The sequence below is a fragment of the Novosphingobium sp. genome (assembly GCF_036803765.1).
Classification (GTDB): Bacteria; Pseudomonadota; Alphaproteobacteria; order Sphingomonadales; family Sphingomonadaceae; genus Novosphingobium.
Genome location: NZ_DAIRTS010000008.1, coordinates 66,198 through 83,191, shown reverse-complemented (window position 1 = coordinate 83,191; position 16,994 = coordinate 66,198). Strand labels below are relative to the sequence as shown.

The 16,994-nt window shown below is 66.4% G+C and carries 14 protein-coding genes; 9 read left to right on the top strand and 5 right to left on the bottom strand.

Features of this window, described 5'->3' with window-relative positions:
* Positions 1-14: 14 nt before the first annotated feature.
* Positions 15-1,838 carry a glutamine--fructose-6-phosphate transaminase (isomerizing) gene (glmS, locus tag V7Q48_RS07355; RefSeq protein ID WP_333837218.1) on the top strand — a complete coding sequence of 608 codons (1,824 nt, stop codon included), beginning with the start codon at positions 15-17 and terminating at the stop codon, positions 1,836-1,838.
* A gap of 91 nt (positions 1,839-1,929) precedes the next feature.
* Here glmS and V7Q48_RS07350 read toward each other — a convergent pair whose 3' ends face one another.
* The 4 genes from V7Q48_RS07350 to V7Q48_RS07335 all read right to left on the bottom strand — a co-directional run bounded on the left by V7Q48_RS07350 (position 1,930) and on the right by V7Q48_RS07335 (position 6,660).
* Complete coding sequence (locus tag V7Q48_RS07350) at positions 1,930-2,607, bottom strand: CDP-alcohol phosphatidyltransferase family protein (RefSeq protein ID WP_333837217.1); 678 nt, start codon at positions 2,605-2,607, stop codon at positions 1,930-1,932.
* Positions 2,608-2,802: 195 nt separating this feature from the next.
* Positions 2,803-3,483: a phosphoribosylformylglycinamidine synthase subunit PurQ gene (purQ, locus tag V7Q48_RS07345; protein WP_333837216.1), complete on the bottom strand. Its 681-nt coding sequence runs from the start codon at positions 3,481-3,483 to the stop codon at positions 2,803-2,805.
* Positions 3,483-3,719, bottom strand: coding sequence for a phosphoribosylformylglycinamidine synthase subunit PurS (gene purS / locus V7Q48_RS07340; protein ID WP_333837215.1), 237 nt, complete (start codon positions 3,717-3,719; stop codon positions 3,483-3,485). The genes purQ and purS overlap by 1 nt, the downstream gene beginning before the upstream one ends.
* Before the next feature lie 88 nt (positions 3,720-3,807).
* Entirely contained in the window at positions 3,808-6,660 is a 2,853-nt protein-coding gene (locus tag V7Q48_RS07335; RefSeq protein ID WP_333837213.1) for a M16 family metallopeptidase, read from the bottom strand.
* A 234-nt stretch (positions 6,661-6,894) separates the two neighbouring features.
* On the opposite strand from V7Q48_RS07335, the gene V7Q48_RS07330 reads away from it, so the two are divergent.
* Complete coding sequence (locus V7Q48_RS07330; RefSeq protein ID WP_333837212.1) at positions 6,895-11,019, top strand: calcium-binding protein; 4,125 nt, start codon at positions 6,895-6,897, stop codon at positions 11,017-11,019.
* 66 nt (positions 11,020-11,085) lie between these two features.
* On the opposite strand, the gene purC is transcribed toward V7Q48_RS07330, so the two are convergent.
* Positions 11,086-11,868 (bottom strand): phosphoribosylaminoimidazolesuccinocarboxamide synthase, encoded by a 783-nt coding sequence (gene purC, locus V7Q48_RS07325; RefSeq protein WP_333837211.1) that lies wholly within the window; start codon positions 11,866-11,868, stop codon positions 11,086-11,088.
* 324 nt (positions 11,869-12,192) lie between these two features.
* Here purC and wrbA point away from each other — a divergent pair, with 324 nt between their 5' ends.
* The 7 genes from wrbA (at position 12,193) to V7Q48_RS07290 (ending at position 16,978) form a co-directional block, all read left to right on the top strand.
* Positions 12,193-12,792 carry an NAD(P)H:quinone oxidoreductase gene (wrbA, locus tag V7Q48_RS07320; protein ID WP_333837210.1) on the top strand — a complete coding sequence of 200 codons (600 nt, stop codon included), beginning with the start codon at positions 12,193-12,195 and terminating at the stop codon, positions 12,790-12,792.
* A 211-nt stretch (positions 12,793-13,003) separates the two neighbouring features.
* Positions 13,004-13,417 carry a ketosteroid isomerase-related protein gene (locus tag V7Q48_RS07315; RefSeq protein WP_333837209.1) on the top strand — a complete coding sequence of 138 codons (414 nt, stop codon included), beginning with the start codon at positions 13,004-13,006 and terminating at the stop codon, positions 13,415-13,417.
* On the top strand, positions 13,414-14,004 hold the full coding sequence (locus V7Q48_RS07310; protein WP_333837208.1) for a GNAT family N-acetyltransferase: 591 nt from the start codon (positions 13,414-13,416) through the stop codon (positions 14,002-14,004). Before V7Q48_RS07315 ends, V7Q48_RS07310 begins: the two co-directional genes overlap by 4 nt.
* Positions 14,005-14,011: 7 nt before the next feature.
* Positions 14,012-14,923: a carbon-nitrogen hydrolase family protein gene (locus V7Q48_RS07305; protein ID WP_333837207.1), complete on the top strand. Its 912-nt coding sequence runs from the start codon at positions 14,012-14,014 to the stop codon at positions 14,921-14,923.
* A 73-nt stretch (positions 14,924-14,996) separates the two neighbouring features.
* On the top strand, positions 14,997-16,100 hold the full coding sequence (locus tag V7Q48_RS07300; protein ID WP_333837206.1) for a glycerophosphodiester phosphodiesterase family protein: 1,104 nt from the start codon (positions 14,997-14,999) through the stop codon (positions 16,098-16,100).
* 85 nt (positions 16,101-16,185) lie between these two features.
* Positions 16,186-16,650 (top strand): low molecular weight protein-tyrosine-phosphatase, encoded by a 465-nt coding sequence (locus tag V7Q48_RS07295; RefSeq protein ID WP_333837205.1) that lies wholly within the window; start codon positions 16,186-16,188, stop codon positions 16,648-16,650.
* Positions 16,651-16,699: 49 nt separating this feature from the next.
* On the top strand, positions 16,700-16,978 hold the full coding sequence (locus V7Q48_RS07290) for an ETC complex I subunit (RefSeq protein ID WP_333837204.1): 279 nt from the start codon (positions 16,700-16,702) through the stop codon (positions 16,976-16,978).
* Positions 16,979-16,994: the final 16 nt, after the last annotated feature.

Genomic DNA, 16,994 nt, shown 5'->3' with positions numbered 1-16,994 from the left:
GTCTGGGCCAAGCCATGTGCGGAATTATCGGAATCGTCGGCAAGGATGAAGTGGCGGACCGCCTGGTCGACGGCCTGCGCCGCATGGAATACCGCGGCTATGACAGTGCCGGGGTATGCACCGTGTTCGAGGGCGAACTGGTGCGCCGCCGCGCCGAGGGCAAGCTCAACAACCTTGTGCGCGAGCTGGCCGGCAATCCCGCGCCGGGCCAGATCGGGATCGCGCACACCCGCTGGGCCACGCACGGCGCGCCGACCACCAGCAATGCCCATCCGCACGCAACGAGCGAAGTGGCGCTGGTCCACAACGGCATCATCGAGAACTTCCGCCCCTTGCGCGAGGCGTTGATCGCGCGCGGCCGCCACTTCGAGAGCGAGACCGATACCGAGGTCGTCGCGCACATGGTGTCCGAACTGGTCGAGGGTGGCGCCAGCCCGCAGGAGGCGGTCAAGGCCGTGTTGCCGCAGCTGCGCGGCGCCTTCGCGCTCGCCATCGCCTTCCGCCAGCACCCCGACATGCTGATCGGCGCGCGCCTCGGCTCACCGCTGGTCGTCGGCTATGGCGAAGGCGAGACCTACCTTGGGTCCGACGCACTGGCGTTGGCGCCGCTAACACAGAAGGTCTCCTACCTCGAGGAGGGCGACTGGGTCGTCGTCCGGCGCGAAGGCGTCGAGGTGTTCGACGTCGACAACAACCCGGTGACGCGCGCCGTCGTCGCCTCGGGCGCGACGGCCGCGGCGATCGAGAAGGGCAATTATCGCCACTTCATGCAGAAGGAGATCTTCGAGCAGCCGATCGTGGTCGCGCAGACGCTGCGCTCGTACCTGCGCCGCGTCGAGCAGACGGTCTCACTGCCGCAGATCGATTTCGACCTTGCCAGCATCAATCGCGTCACCATCGTCGCCTGCGGCACCAGTTTCTATGCCGGCATGGTTGCCAAGTACTGGTTCGAGCAGTTCGCGCGCCTGCCGGTGGACATCGATGTGGCGAGCGAGTTCCGCTATCGCGATCCCGTGCTCGAGCCCGGCGGTCTCGCGCTGTTTATCTCGCAGTCGGGCGAGACCGCGGATACGCTCGCCGCGCTGCGCCACTGCAAGGCTGCGGGCCAGACCATCGCGGTGGTGGTCAACGTGCCGACCAGCAGCATGGCACGCGAGGCCGACCTGCTGCTGCCCACGCACGCCGGGCCGGAAATCGGCGTCGCCTCGACCAAGGCGTTCAGCTGCCAGCTGGCCGTGCTGGCGGCGCTCGCGGCGCACCTCGCGGTCAAGCGTGGGCGCCTGACGCGCGAGGAGGAAGCGGTGATCGTCGACCAGCTTGCCGAGACGCCCGCCGCGCTCAATGCCGCGCTGTCGCACGACGACGAGATCGCGGCGATGGCCCCGCTGATCGCGCCGGCGCGCGACGTGCTCTACCTCGGGCGCGGGCCGGATTATCCGCTGGCGCTGGAAGGCGCGCTCAAGCTCAAGGAAATCAGCTACATCCATGCCGAAGGCTATGCCTCGGGCGAGATGAAGCACGGGCCGATCGCGCTGATCGACGAAGCCGTGCCGGTGATCGTGCTGGCGCCGTCGGGGCCGCTGTTCGAGAAGACGGTATCGAACATGCAGGAAGTGCGCGCGCGCGGCGGCAAGATCGTGCTGATTTCCGATGCCGAGGGGCTGGCCGAGGCGGGCGAGGGTTGCCTCGCCACGATCGAGATGCCCAAGGTCCACCCGCTGATCGCACCGCTGGTCTATGCCGTGCCGGTGCAGCTGCTGGCCTATCACGTCGCCGTGGCCAAGGGGACCGACGTGGACCAGCCGCGCAACCTGGCCAAGAGCGTGACGGTGGAGTGAAGCCAAAATAAAACCCCTCCCGCATGCGGGAGGGGTTGGGGGAGGGCCTGTTGCTCAAAAGGTCAGAGCGGAAGGCTCGTCCCGTGTGTCATCAGCCCCCGAGGCGGGCGAGGCGGCGGCCGCTCGACAGCGTCTGCAGCACGAACAGGATCACCAGGATCGCCGCGACGGCGCCGACGAAGATGTCGAAGCCCGAGATCGCGCCGAACATGCCGGGGCCCGCGCCCAGGATCATCATCATGGCGGTGAGGCCGAGCAGAAGGAAGCGCAGCTCGGTCGGGCCAGCGGCGAGGTAGGACAGCTTGAGCTCGCCCAGAACGCGTGCCGAGAGGTAGGCGTGGATCGACAGCATGAGGTAGCCGACCAGCGCGAACAGCGCGACATCCATGGTCACGTAAGGGCTGGCGCCCATGCCGCCGAGGATGAACAGGATGGTCAGCGCATCGCAGCTGTGGTCGATGAAGTAGCCATAGGAAGGCCGCTCGATCTTGCGGAAGCGCGCGAGGCTGCCATCCATCGAATCGCCGAACCATTGCATGGCGTAACCGACGAAGGTCAGCAGCAGCCAGGCCGGTCCGAAATTGCTGAGTGCGTAACCCGCGCCGACCAGCGCGGCACCGGCGAGACCGAAGGAAGTCAGGCGGTCGGGCGTGACCCAAGCCGGCATCTTGGCGCACATGCTGATGAGCAGGCGCCGCTCGCTGTCGGCCAGGACGTTCTGCTGGATGCGGTTCAGCTTGCCGGCGGTGGGGTGTAACCGTTCTGTCATGGCGCCTTATCGGCCCATGACCCGGTTACGGCAAGCGAAGTTTGCAGTTGTTGCGATGCATCAACGCAAAATCCTTGCAGGAATATCGCTTACCGCGCAAATGTTACAGAAATTTGTGTACCATGTTGGCGATTGTCACGACAAAGGCCGCCGCCCCGGGAGGGACAGCGGCCTTTGTCAATGTTCGGCAGGCGATCAGGCGGCGACGTTGAGGCCGGCGAGAATGCCCTCGAACAGCTTGCGGCCGTCGCTGCCGCCCTGGGCCGCCTCGATCATCCGCTCGGGATGCGGCATCATGCCCAGCACGTTGCCCTTGTCGTTCAGAACGCCGGCGATGTCGCGCTGCGACCCGTTGACCGGCTCGGCATACCGGAAAGCAACGCGCCCTTCACCCTCGAGTCGATCCAGCGTCTCGGCATCGGCGAAGTAATTGCCGTCGTGATGGGCCACCGGGATCGTGATGGTCTGGCCCTTGGCGTAGCCCTGCGTGAACAGTGTGTCGGCGTTGTCGACTGTCAGCGCCACTTCGCGGCACACGAAGCGGATGCCGGCATTGCGCATCAGCGCGCCCGGCAGCAGCCCGGCTTCGGTCAGGACCTGGAAGCCGTTGCACACGCCGAGCACGGGCACGCCGCGCCCGGCAGCGGCGATCACCGCCTGCATGACCGGCGAACGCGCGGCCATCGCGCCCGAGCGCAAGTAGTCGCCATAGGAAAACCCGCCGGGCAGGGCGATGAAGTCGAGGCCATCGGGCAGGCCGGCATCGCCGTGCCATACGCGGTGGACGGTGCCGCCGCAGATCTCTTCTACCGCCACCGCCATGTCGCGGTCGCAGTTCGAACCCGGAAAGGTGATGACGGCAGAGGTGAACGACATCAGGCGGCGACCTTCTCGATGCGGTAGTTCTCGATCACCATGTTGGCGAGCAGCTTGCGGCACATCTCGTCGAGCGCGGCGTCGGTGGTATCGTCGGCCACGTCGAGTTCGACCAGCCGGCCGGCGCGCACATCGTTCACGTCGGTGAAGCCGAGACCCTCGAGAGCGTGGTGGATGGCACGACCCTGGGGATCGAGCACGCCGTTCTTGAGGCTGACGTGGACGCGGACCTTCATCGCCGGTGGGCCTTTCACAAATACGATAACGATAGTCGGGACTCGTGCGCGCCTATGCCCCCGTCCGCGGCCAAGGGCAAGTGGTGCCTCATGATGCAGGCGCCGGCGCACCCTCGGGCAGGACCAGAACGGTAACCGCCTTGTCCGGCGCCAGCCAGCGGCGCACTGCGGCCTGCAGGTCGGCCGGCGTCAGGGCCTTGAGCCGCGCGCGGGCGGCCGCGAAGCGGGCGAGGCGGTCCGGCTGTGACTGCGCGCGTTCGGCAAGGCCAAGCCAGCCGCCATTGCCCTTGAGCGCATTGTCGAGGCGTTCGAGCATGGGTGCGCGAGCGCGGGCGAGAATGTCGGCGTCGACCGGCGCGGCGGCGAGTTCGTGCACCGTTTCCAGCAGCGCGGCCCGGGTGGCGGCCACGTCGGCCACGTCGACCGAGGCCTGGAGCGTGAACGTGCCCCAGCCCGGCCAGGCGCGCGCCATGTCGCTCGACGCGCCGGGGGAATAGGCCTTGCCCAGTTTCTCGCGCACGTTTTCGATCACTTCTAGCCCTGCGACCTGTTCGACGAGGTCCATCGTCAGCGTCTGCACGGGATCGCTTTCGTCGGTGGTGGGCCAGACCATGCGAACGATCGCCTGGTTGGCCGCGCCCTTGTGCCGCACCACCGATAGCCCGCGCTGCGGTGTGAAGCTGCGTCGGCGCGCCTCGGCCCAAGCGCCGAACGCCGGCTCGCGCGCGGGCAGGGCGCCCAGCGTCGTGGCGACCGCGGTGATGGCCTGCGCCTCGTCGAAGTCTCCGACCAGCGCCACCTCGATCGCGCCGTGCGCCAGCCGGTCAGCGATGGCCTGCTTCAGCCCGGCAAAGGTCAGCGCCTGGTAGGCCGCCGGCGGCTGGAGCGTGAAGCGTGGATCGTTGGCCGAGAGGATGCCGCCGAGGCTCGCCGACAGCGCCGAGCCGGGCGTGGCGCGAACCCTCGCGAAATAGTTGCTCATGTTCTGGTGGAACGCGACCTCGGCTTCGGGCCGATAGCCGGGATCGGTGACATAGGCCGCGATCAGTTGCAGTTGCAGCAGGAGGTCGGCACGCGTCGTGGCACCCCCGGCGTTGAAGGTATCGGCGTTGCTGGCAAAACCGCTGCCCACCGCGTGGCCGGCCAGCAGGGTCTGCAAGGCATCGACGCTGTGCCGGCCGAGCCCGCCGGCGGGCAGCGACGAGGCCATGTCGACGCGCAGCGGCTGGTCCCTGGTCTCGAGCATGTCGCCGCCGTCGATCGCGACGCGGACGTGGATGCGATCGGCCTCGAGGCTGGTGCGCTTGAGGTTGAGCATGACGCCGTTGGCAAAGCGGATGCGGCGGATGCCGAACTGCGGATCGGTGCTGTCCGCCACCACCGCGCCGGGCGGGCCGAAGTCGGTATAGGCAAAGGTCGTGGTGGCAAGGGCGACGGCGCCAGGCGCGACATTGCGGTCGGGGCCGCGCAAGGCCTGCTGCCAGGTCCGGCGCAGCGCCGCCGCACCGCCCGCCGGCGCCTTGCGGCCCTGGAAGCGGATCAGCGGCCGGTCGAGCGGGACCGCCTCGCGCCGCAGCGCCGCGAGCACGGTTTCGGGCGTGATCGTGGGCGCAAAGGCGGTGAAGCGGGCCAGCGCGCTGGCGGGCGTCGTCGGCACCATGTCGTCGTGGAGCAGCGAGAGGACGAGGGCGGTCAGCGTGCCGTTGCTGCGCGTCGCCTCGCCGGCAGCGGCATTGACGATGCCGGTCTTCAGGTTGGCGAGTTGCTCGTCCACTTCGGCGCGGGTGAACCCGTCGCGCAGCGCGGTGCGCCAGACCTGGGCCGCGCTGGCGAGCCCGCGCGCCCAGTGGCCGTCGGGCGTGTCGATCAGCAAGTTGGTGGTGCGCGCGATGTGGAACACGTCGCTGGTGCCGAAGCCGGCGCCCCGAAACGGCGGATCGGCCTGGCGCGACAGGCTTTGCAGCCGCCGGTTGACGATGCCGTAGCCGATCTGGCGCAACAGGTTCTCGCGCCGCTGCGCCATGGTGTCGGGCTCGTCCAGCCACGGGCCGTGGCGCGAGACCGCGACGCGCTCGGCCAGCGCGGGATCGAGCCAGACCTCGGTCTTGCCGCGCAGGCTCGGATCGACCCGGCCCTCGTCGGGGCGCGGCGGCGCGGTGCGCGGTGCCCAGTCGCCGAAGCGGGTGCGGATCGCCTGTTCGATCGCGGCGGGATCGACATCGCCGACGACGACCAGCGTGGTATTGGCGGGGACGTAGTGCGCCTGCCAGAAGGCCTTGAGCGTCTGGGCCGTGGCGCCGTCGATCGTGGCGACGGTGCCGATCGGCAGGCGCTGCGGATAGGTCGCCTGCGGGTAGAGGAAGGCGAGCTGGTCCTTGAGATTGTCGAGCGCATAACCCTGCCCGTCGCGCAGTTCGGACAGCACGACCCCGCGCTCGCGCGCCACGGCCTCGGGGCTGAAGGTCAGCTCGCTCGCGGTCTCGCGCATCAGCATCAGCGCGGTATCGACGAGATCGGCGTCGTTGCGCGGCAGGTCGAGCATGTAGGTGGTCTGCTCGAAGTTGGTCTGGGCATTGGTGTCCGCGCCAAAGGCCAGGCCCTTGCGCTCGAGCAGGCGGACCATCTCGCCCTCGGGCACGCGGGTGCTGCCGTTGAAGGCCATGTGCTCCACGAAATGCGCAAAGCCGCGCTCCTGCGCGCTTTCGTCGAGCGATCCGGCAGCGACGTCCATGCGCACCTGGACGGTGCCCTTGGGCGTCGCATTGGGGCGGATCACGTAAGCCATGCCATTGGCCAGCCGCCCGAACCGGAAGGCCGGATCGGGGGCGAGGTCAGAGCGCTCGAAAGCCCAGGCGGGAGTGGGGGCGGGGCGCACCGCTGAGGGCGTTGGTGCCCGGTGCGAAACGGTGGCGCATCCGGCCAAAACGAACGGGATGGCCACAGCCAATGTAACTGGGGTGCGGGTGGCGATATGGCAAATTCGTGCGAATTGGGACGTCATGCCCAAGCGTTTGCCCGGGGCGGCGGTCAGGCGCAATCCCGCGCCGCATCCGTTGTAAGAGGCCCAGACTGTTCCGTTTCGGTGTCGCTTGCACAACCAAGGGTTGCACGCCGCGCCGTGCAGTATACGCAATAGTACGCAACGATTTGCGAAATTTTGAGGGGATCCTGAAGCGTGGCCAATTTTACGGGGACGAACGGGGCAGACGTCTTTGCAGGTACGCCGGATCCCGACGTGATCGAGGGCCTTGGCGGCGATGATCAGCTTTCAGGTGGTGAACAGAACGACACGATCTCGGGTGGTGCCGGGGCCGACACGATCGATGGCGGAGCGGGCGACGACCGCCTCTTCACAGGCAGGCCCTATGCGACATATCCGTTCATAGCCCTTCCGCAGGACAACGGCGCCGAACACGACATCGTCACGGCTGGTCCCGGGCAGGACAGCATCTGGGCAGGGTATGGTGACGATGTCGATGGGGGAGACGGGCTCGACACGCTTTATCTGTCACTCGCAGGTTCGCCTGTCGGCATATCCCATGCGTTTGTCATCGGCGATTTTGCCCTGGGCGGCGGCACATACAAGAACATCGAGGCCATTGCCGAAATTTACGCCACGAATTTCGATGATGATATCACTGGGCCGGTTGGGACAAATGGCTTTCCCATTTCGACAGCCATTTATGGTCTCGGCGGGAATGACAGGCTCATCGGTTCGGCAACGACCAATTACATTGATGGTGGAGATGGCAACGATCATATCGTTGGAAACTCCGAGACCGCTGCGATCAGATTGCTGGGTGGCAGCGGCAATGACGAGATAGAGAATTTCGGCATGCTGGGCACCGTCAGCGCCGGGGCCGGTGACGACATCGTGCGCGCCGGTGGCACCGTTTACGGCGATTCGGGCAATGACCGGATTTTCCTCGCGGGTAGCCCCATCGGTCAAGCCTATCGCGCTCTGGCGTCCGGGGGGAGCGGCGACGATACCATCATCGTGGTTGGGGGACGCGAAGCCACCGTCTTTGGCGGCGACGGAGGCGATACGCTGACCTTGGGAAGCGGCAACGACTACGTCAGCACCAGCGGTCCAGTTTCAGGGTTGGAAGCTGCGCAGACCAACCAGGTCGATACCGGCGCCGAGGTCGACATCGTCAATGCAGGCGGCGGCAATGACCGCATCTTTGCCGGCTGGGGCGACATCATCGACGGCGGGGCCGGGACGGACTTCCTCAACGTCAACCTTTCCGGCGCGGGATCGGGTGTCGACATTACGATCAACACTGTGGCGACGAATGATGTCACCTCACTCGGGACGGGATCGTTTACCGGCATCGAAACCCTGGCTGTGACCGGCACAGACTGGGCCGACCGGTTCGCTCTGACATCGACGGTGCTGAGCTTGACCCTGACGGCGGGCGGCGGCGATGATGTCATTACCACCGGCGCGCGTGGTTATGTGATCAACGGCGGCTCGGGCGATGACACCCTGATCAGCGGCGTCGGTGGTGCGGACACCTTCAACGGTGGTTCCGGAATCGACACGATCGACTATCGCCTGGCCGAAGCCGGCGTCACGGTAAAGATCAATGCAACCGGCGCCGACGGCGATCGCATGACCGATGTCGAGAACGTCGTCGGCTCGCGCTTCGACGACACATTGACCGGGGATTCGCGGGCCAACCTGCTCGACGGAGCTGGCGGGGCCGATGTTCTGGCCGGAGGACTTGGAAACGATACGTACATCATCGACCGGTCCGACACGATCATTGAGAACGCCGGTGAGGGCAGCGACACCGTCGTTGCCGATTTCAGCTATGTGCTCGATGGCAACCTCGAGAATTTGACGCTTGCCGGCACGCAAGCCATTTCGGGGACCGGCAACGCTGCTAACAACGTGCTCATCGGAAATGCTGCCAACAACGTGTTGCTGGGGCTGGAAGGCAACGACGTGCTTGACGGACGGGGCGGTGCGGATCGCATGGAAGGCGGTTCGGGCGACGACGTCTATGTCGTCGACTACGTGCTCGACCGGGTCATAGAACTTGCCGGTGGTGGCAACGACCGGATCGAAGCCTCCGTGTCTATCGCGCTTCCCGACCAGGTCGAAGTCCTGTTGTTGACCGGGTCGGCGGGTATCAACGGGTCCGGCAATTCACTCGACAATATGCTGACCGGGAACGGTGCAGCCAATATCCTGGACGGGAAAGCGGGCGCAGACGTGATGCGCGGCGGCGCTGGCGACGACACATACGTCGTGGACAATGCCGACGACACCGTGCTGGAATACTTCGCCGGCGGCGTCGATACGGTTCGGTCATCGGTAGACTGGACACTCGGAAGCGAAATCGAAAACGTCACGCTGACGGGTGCTGCGCGCAGCGCGACCGGGAACGCGTTGGCCAACACGATCGTCGGCAGCAACGGCGACAATGTCCTCAGCGGTCTTGATGGTGCCGACCTGCTCTACGGAATGTCGGGAAGCGATATTCTCAATGGTGGAACCGGGCGGGATCTGATGGATGGCGGCGCGGGCAGCGATGTCTATCTGCTTAATAGCGCTGCCGAGCATACCGGCGCCGAAATCACCGACACGGGGCCAAGTGGCGTCGACGAGGTTCGGCTCAATTCGCTGGAAAGCGGTGTTTATGTCTTCTTTACGGGCGACACCGGCATCGAACGCATCGTGATCACTGCGGCACCCGCCGGCTGGCAATCGAGCACGACTGGGGTCAATGCCGCCGCCATCGCCAACGGCGTAGAGATCATTGGCAGCAGCGCAGGCAACGTCATCACCGGCACCAGCTTCGCGGACCGCATCAATGGTGGCGGCGGGGACGACGTCTTGAGAGGCGGGGGCGGAGATGACGTCTACACCATCTCACCGGATGGGGTGGTAAACGAGCTGCTGCCCAAGATCATCGAATTGGCGGACGGGGGCATCGATCGTGTCGAGTCGGCCTTCACGATCAATCTGGCGGCGAACCTCGAAAATCTGGTGCTCACCGGCAATCGTGCAATCGACGGTACCGGCAATGCGCTGGACAACGCCATTACCGGCAATGACGCGGACAACGTCATCGACGGTGGGGCCGGCACCGATAGCATGCGAGGGGGGCTCGGCAACGACGTCTATGTCGTGGACATGCTGGGGGATCGGGTCATCGAGACCGCAAACGCAGGTGTCGACGAGGTACGCTCGAGCATTTCGTGGATCCTTGGCGCCAATGTCGAAAACCTGACGTTGACCGGAACGGCAACGATCGGCGGCACCGGCAATGATGTTGCCAACGTCATCACCGGCAATGCCGCGGCGAATTTCATCGACGGCCGCGGCGGGGCAGACACGATGGCGGGCGGCTCGGGCAACGATACCTACGTCGTGGACGATACCGGCGATGTCGTGGTTGAAACGGCGTCCGCAGGGATCGATACCGTGCGTGCGGGCATCTCCTACACCCTTACCGCGAATGTCGAAAACCTGATGCTGCTGGGAACGGCTGCTCTCAACGGGACGGGAAATGCGCTCGACAACACGATCGTGGGCAACGCCGCCGACAACGTGCTCGATGGTGGCGCGGGCGTTGATGTCCTGCGTGGAGGACTTGGAAACGACACCTATGTCGTCGATAGCGCGACCGACAAGGTGATCGAAGCTGCGTCTGCGGGTATCGATACAGTCCTGTCGAGCGTGCGATGGACACTTGGCGGCAATGTCGAGAATCTCGTGCTGACAGGAAGCGCAGCCATCAACGGTACCGGAAATGCGCTCGACAATTCCATGACGGGCAACGTCGCTGACAATGTCTTGGTGGGCGGAGACGGCAACGATCGCCTGTTCGGCGCGGGCGGCAACGACCGACTCGACGGCGGTAGTGGCAATGACCTGCTCGACGGCGGTAGCGGCGCCGATTACCTGACCGGCGGTGCTGGCGACGATATCCTGGTCGGCGGTGACGGCGCTGATACCATGCTCGGTGGCAGTGGCAGCGACAGGTTCGTCTTTGCAGCGCTCGCAGACGACCCGTCGTCGGGCACGCTTTCAACTATGGATCGGATCGTGGATTTCAGTCACGCTCAGGGCGATCGCATCGATTTATCGTCAATCGGCGACGCTCTGGGGTCGCCCTTGTCATTCATTGGCGGCGCGGCGTTTTCCGGCATCGCGGGCGAAGTTCATTTCGAGGCAGCGGGACCGAGCACGCTTTTGTCGATCGACCTCGACGGTAATCGCATGGCTGACCAGTTCTTCATCCTGAACGGGACGCAGGCACTGGTCGCCGACGACTTCGTGCTCTGAAACGAAAAAGGCCGGCACCTCTTGCGAGGGCCGGCCTGTTTTTCGCGGGCGCCGGAGCGCCGGTGCTTACTTCTTGGTGCGCAGCTTGCGGTGCGCGCCGAGGTCGAGCACTTCGCTCGGGCCGTCGTTGTCGAGCAGGCCGAGGCGGCGCGCGACTTCCTGGTAGGCTTCTTCCTCGCCGCCGAGGTCACGGCGGAAGCGGTCCTTGTCGAGCTTTTCGCCGGTGACCATGTCCCACAGGCGGCAGCCGTCGGGGCTAATCTCGTCGGCCAGGATCACGCGGCTGTAGTCGCCGTCCCAGATGCGGCCGAACTCGAGCTTGAAGTCGACGAGGCGGATGTTGATCGCCGCAAACATGCCCGACAGGAAGTCGTTCACGCGGATGGCCATCGCGGAAATGTCCTGCATTTCCTCGTTGTTGGCCCATCCGAAGCACGCGATGTGCTCTTCGGCCACCATCGGGTCGCCGAGCGCGTCGTCCTTGTAGTAGTATTCGATCAGCGTGTGCGGCAGCGGCTCGCCCTCGGCGATGCCGAGGCGCTTGGAGATCGAGCCGGCGGCCACGTTGCGGACCACGACCTCGATCGGGATGATCTCGACCTGGCGCACCAGCTGCTCGCGCATGTTGAGGCGGCGGATGAAGTGCGTGGGGATGCCGATGTGGGCGAGGCGCGTGAACACGTACTCGCTGATGCGGTTGTTGATCACGCCCTTGCCGTTGATCGTCCCGCGCTTCTGCGCGTTGAACGCGGTGGCATCATCCTTGAAGTACTGGATGATGGTACCCGGCTCCGGACCCTCGTAGAGGATCTTGGCCTTGCCTTCGTAGATCTGGCGGCGACGCGACATGCGGCTTCTTCCTGCATGACGGGGGCGACTCGGCAGCCCCCATGGAAAAACAAGAAACCCCGGCAAACGAGGGAGCCGCGTGGCGACTGCATCGTGTGGGCCGGGGCATTCCTGACCGCGCATAGGCGAAAACAGCCGGAAACGCAAATCGGTCAGCGGTGTTCAATACCCTCGATCATTTCGTGCAATCTTATAGCGGTATGTCGAAAGGTCGCGCTGCGGCATAAGACATTCAACCGCCGGCCGATCGCCACCCGGTTGCAGCCATCGGCGTTGCAACAATCGGCCGGTACAGTCCTGTTTCCCAGTAGAAGGTATCCCACCATGAGCAAGGTTCTGGTTCTCTACTATTCGAGCTATGGCCATATCGAGACGATGGCCCACGCGATCGCCGAGGGCGCGCGCGAAGCCGGCGCCACCGTCGACGTCAAGCGCGTGCCCGAAACCGCGCCGCTGGAAGTGGCGCAGAACGCGCACTTCAAGCTGGACCAGGAAGCGCCCGTCGCCACCGTCGCCGAGCTCGAGAACTATGACGCGATCATCGTCGGCACCGGCACGCGCTTTGGCCGCATCAGCTCGCAGATGGCATCGTTCCTCGACCAGGCCGGCGGCCTGTGGGCGCGCGGCGCGCTCAACGGCAAGGTCGGCGCGGCGTTCACCTCGACCGCCAGCCAGCACGGCGGGCAGGAAACCACGCTGTTCTCGATCCTCACCAACCTGCTGCACTTCGGCATGACCATCGTCGGCCTCGACTATGGCTTCCAGGGCCAGCTGTCGGTCGACGCGGTCCACGGCGGCGCGCCTTATGGCGCCACCACGATCGCCGCAGGTGACGGCAGCCGCCAGCCGAGCGATGTCGAGCTCGATGGCGCACGCTACCTCGGCCGCCGCGTGGCGACCACGGCGAACAAGCTGTTCGGCTGATCGCGACTTCCGGCTGAAAAGCCGACCATGCCGATCGGGCCCCCGATCGATCGGCTTACGGCCGGAGCGTGTCCCCCCGCACGATCCGGCCGTCTTGCGTTCAGGGGGCGTCATTGCAACTAGGCAACGCACCATGCCAAAACTGGCGGTGGCCCGCGCCCGGCGCATGCGCTAGCCACGGCGCCTGACTGGACCCAAGACGGAGACACCAATGTCGCGCACCGCCACGCTTGCCCTGCTCGAAACCTATTACGCCGCGTTCAATGCGGGTGACTGGGATGGCATGCTGGCCTGTCTGTCGGACGACGTTGCGCACGACATCAACCAGGGCGAGCGCCAGACCGGCAAGGACACCTTCCGCACGTTCCTGGGCCACATGGAACGCTGCTACAAGGAACGGCTCGAGGACATCGTGCTGATGGCGAGCGAGGACGGCACCCGCGCGGCGGCCGAGTTCGTCGTGCATGGCACTTACCTCGCCACGGACGAGGGCCTGCCCGAGGCACAGGGGCAGACCTATGTGCTGCCCGCCGGCGCATTCCTCGCGATCGCCGAGGGCAGGATCACCCGCCTGACCATGTACTACAACCTGGCGGACTGGACCGCGCAGGTGGTCGGGGCGTGAGCCTGACGGTCCGGGCGCTGGGCGGCGAGGAGATCGCCGCGGCGCTGGGCGACCTCGCGGACTTGCGCATCGCGGTCTTCGCGGCCTGGCCCTATCTCTACGACGGCGATCGCGACTACGAGGCGCGCTATCTCGCCGAATATGCCGCCGCGCCCGATGCCGTGCTCGTCGCTGCGTTCGATGACGGGCGCATCGTCGGCGCGGCCACGGCGGCACCGATGCGCCACCAGAAGGATGCGTTCCGCGCCCCGTTCGAGGCGCGCGGGATCGCGACCGACGCCTTGTTCTATTTCGGCGAGAGCGTGCTTCTGCCGCAGTATCGCGGCCACGGCGTGGGCCATGCGTTCTTCGACCATCGCGAGGCCGCGGCGATGCGCGCCGGGGCCACGGCGGCGTGCTTTGCCGCGGTGATCCGGCCCGAGGATCATCCAGAGCGCCCCGAAGGACATCGCCCGCTCGACGCGTTCTGGCAGGGTCGCGGCTATGCCCCGATCGATGGCCTCGTGACCGAGCTGGCGTGGAAGGAACATGGCGCGGCGGACGAGACCGCCAAGCCGATGCAATACTGGATCAAGCGCTGGGGATGATCGCGCCATGACCGTCTTTACCGTTGCCGCCGCGCAATATCCGATCGACCTGCTGGCGGATTGGGACGCCTATGTCGCCAAGCTGACCCGCTGGGTGGAGGAGGCGGTGGGGCAGGGCGCCCGGCTTCTCGTATTCCCCGAATACGGGGCGATGGAACTGGCCTCGCTCGATCCGGCGAGCATGGGGGATCTGGCGGGCTCGATCGACACGGTCTCGGCCCTGCTGCCCGAGGTCGATGCGTTGCACATGGCGCTCGCAGGCCGTCATGGCGTCTACATCCTCGCCGCCAGCGCACCGCGCCGGGTAGAGGGTGGCGCGGTGCGCAACACCGCGCGCCTGTTCGCGCCGGACGGGGGCGTGGGCGCGCAGGACAAGCTCATCATGACCCGGTTCGAGCGCGAGGAATGGTTCGTGCGCGGGGGCGAGCAGCTGACCGTCTTCGACACCGCACTGGGCCGGCTGGCGATCACGATCTGCTACGACAGCGAGTTCCCGCTATTGGCGCGCGCCGCGGTCGAGGCAGGGGCCGAGGTGCTGCTGGTGCCGAGTTGCACCGACACGCTGCACGGATACTGGCGGGTGCGCATCGGCAGCCAGGCGCGCGCGCTTGAGGGGCAGTGCTTCGTGGTGCAGTCGCCCACGGTTGGCGAGGCAGCGTGGTCGCCGGCGGTCGACGTCAACCGCGGCGCGGCCGGGGTCTATGGCCCGCCCGACGCCGCGCCGGCGGGCGGCGGGATGCCCGCCGATGGCGTGATCGCGCTGGGCGAGGAGGGCGCCAGCGGCTGGGTCTATGCCACGATCGACACCGCGCGCGTGGCGGCCATGCGCGCCGATGGCGGCGTGCTGCCGGTCGCGCACTGGAGCGAGCAGCCGGGCGCCGTGCCGCTGCCGCCGGTGAGGCAGGTCGTGCTGCGCTGACGGATGTGGCGCTGTCACCGGATCGACTTAAGCAACCTTTAGGCGCCGTTGGTTCTTGAGGGAGTTGTCTGCCATGCCCGATCGCTGGACCCGCCGCACCATGCTAGCCGCAGGGGGCGCGCTGTCTGCCCTGCCGGCGTTGGCGCGCAGTCGGCCCGCTGTTGCCCGCAAGGCGCTGGTGCTGGGCCATCGCGGTGCCTGTGCGCACCGGCCCGAACACACGCTGGCGAGCTACCAGCGTGCGGTGGCCGATGGCGCCGATTTCATCGAGCCGGACCTCGTGCCCACGCGCGATGGCATACTCGTCTCGCGTCACGAGCCCAACATCACCGAGACGACCGATGTGGCGAGCCGGCCCGAATTCGCAGGGCGCAAGAGCGTACAGGTGATCGACGGCGATCGGCAGGAAGGCTGGTTCGTCACCGACTTCACGCTGGCCGAACTCAAGACGCTGCGCGCGAAGGAGCGGCTCGGCGCGTTGCGGCCCGAGAGCATGGCCTTCGACGGACAGTTCCCGGTCCTGACCTTCGACGAGATCGTGGAGTTTGCGCAAGGGGCGGCAAAGCTGCGCTCCCGGCCGCTGGGCCTGATCCCCGAGATCAAGCATTCGACGCATTTCCGCACGCTCGGCCACGACATGGAGGCCAAGCTGCTCGACCGCATCCGTGCCCACGCCTTCCTGCGCAGCGCCCCGGTGATCGTGCAGTCGTTCGAGGTGTCCAACCTGAAGCGCCTGCGCCCGATGCTGGCACCCTATCGCAACATCGCCTTGATGCAGCTGGCCGACGAGGAGCCGATGCGTCCGGGCGACGTGCTGGCCGCCGGAGGCAGCCTGACCTACGGCGCGATGCTGACGCCGGCCGGGCTTGCCGAGGTCGCGCGCTATGCCGACTGGGTCGCACCTTGGACGCGCACCCTGATGGCCGAGGGTGCCGATGGCGCCTTGCAGACGCCGCGTCCGATCATCGCCGATGCGCATGCCGCGGGGTTGAAGGTCGGGTGCTACACCTTCCGGCCCGAGCCGAAGTTCCTGCCGCCGGCGCTGCGCCAGTGCGGCACGGCGCTGCGCTGCGAGACCGGCAGCGTGGCCGAGATACGCGCCTACCTTGCCGCCGGTGTCGATGGCGTGTTCACCGACGACCCGGCCCTGGGGCGCCGCGCCGTCGACATGGGCTGACCTTCACGCTGGACTTTTTGCGCTGCAGCGTATTTTATTGCACTGCGACAGGCATGAGGCCGCGCACACCAAGGAAAGGGATGCGGTGAGCCAGCCTGCCGTGCTGTTCGTCTGTCTGGGCAACATCTGCCGCTCGCCGCTGGCCGAGGCGGCATTTCGCGCCGAAGCCGTCAAGGCCGGCCTTGCCGTGTCGATCGATTCGGCGGGCACGGGCAACTGGCACGTCGGCAACCCGCCCGATCCGCGCGCGCAGGCCGTGGCGCTGGAGCACGGGATCGACATCTCCAAATATCGCGCGCGCCAGGTGAAGGAGGAGGACTTCCTCCACTTCGGCCAGATCTTTGCCCTCGATTCGCAGAACCTGCAGGATCTGAAGCGAGTGGCCCCGCGCCGCACGCTGGCCAAGGTCGGACTGCTGATGGACCTGGTGCCGGGCCGCGAAGGGACCGCGGTGATCGACCCCTACTATGGCAGCGAGCAGGATTTCGCCGAGGCCTGGGACGATGTCAGCGAGGCCGCGCGCCGGCTGGTGGCGCGGATGCTGCGCTGAGGCTTTATACCACTTGATTTGCACGCCGTTTGGCACGAAAGCACCGCCCATGCCTGCACGCATCTATCAGCGCCCGAAGAACGCCATGCAGTCCGGCAAGGCCCGGATTGCCGACTGGCTCCTGGAATTCGCTCCGGCCGAGGCCAAGCGGCCCGACCCGCTCATGGGCTGGGCCGGTTCCGGCGACACGCAGAGCCAGGTCATCCTCAAGTTCGAGAGCGAGGCCGATGCGCGCGCCTATGCCGACAAGTACGGCATTGCCGTGCATGTCACGCCCACGCCGCCGCGCCGCCTCAAGCTGCAGAGCTACGCCGACAATTTCCGCTGAGCCGAAAACCGGTGCT

Excerpts from the sequence above, each read along its gene's own strand:
- glmS (WP_333837218.1), top strand. The coding sequence starts at position 15 with ATGTGCGGAATTATCGGAATCGTCGGCAAGGATGAAGTGGCGGACCGC.
- V7Q48_RS07350 (WP_333837217.1), bottom strand. The coding sequence starts at position 2,607 with ATGACAGAACGGTTACACCCCACCGCCGGCAAGCTGAACCGCATCCAG.
- purQ (WP_333837216.1), bottom strand. The coding sequence starts at position 3,483 with ATGTCGTTCACCTCTGCCGTCATCACCTTTCCGGGTTCGAACTGCGAC.
- purS (WP_333837215.1), bottom strand. The coding sequence starts at position 3,719 with ATGAAGGTCCGCGTCCACGTCAGCCTCAAGAACGGCGTGCTCGATCCC.
- purC (WP_333837211.1), bottom strand. The coding sequence starts at position 11,868 with ATGTCGCGTCGCCGCCAGATCTACGAAGGCAAGGCCAAGATCCTCTAC.
- wrbA (WP_333837210.1), top strand. The coding sequence starts at position 12,193 with ATGAGCAAGGTTCTGGTTCTCTACTATTCGAGCTATGGCCATATCGAG.
- V7Q48_RS07315 (WP_333837209.1), top strand. The coding sequence starts at position 13,004 with ATGTCGCGCACCGCCACGCTTGCCCTGCTCGAAACCTATTACGCCGCG.
- V7Q48_RS07305 (WP_333837207.1), top strand. The coding sequence starts at position 14,012 with ATGACCGTCTTTACCGTTGCCGCCGCGCAATATCCGATCGACCTGCTG.
- V7Q48_RS07300 (WP_333837206.1), top strand. The coding sequence starts at position 14,997 with ATGCCCGATCGCTGGACCCGCCGCACCATGCTAGCCGCAGGGGGCGCG.
- V7Q48_RS07290 (WP_333837204.1), top strand. The coding sequence starts at position 16,700 with ATGCCTGCACGCATCTATCAGCGCCCGAAGAACGCCATGCAGTCCGGC.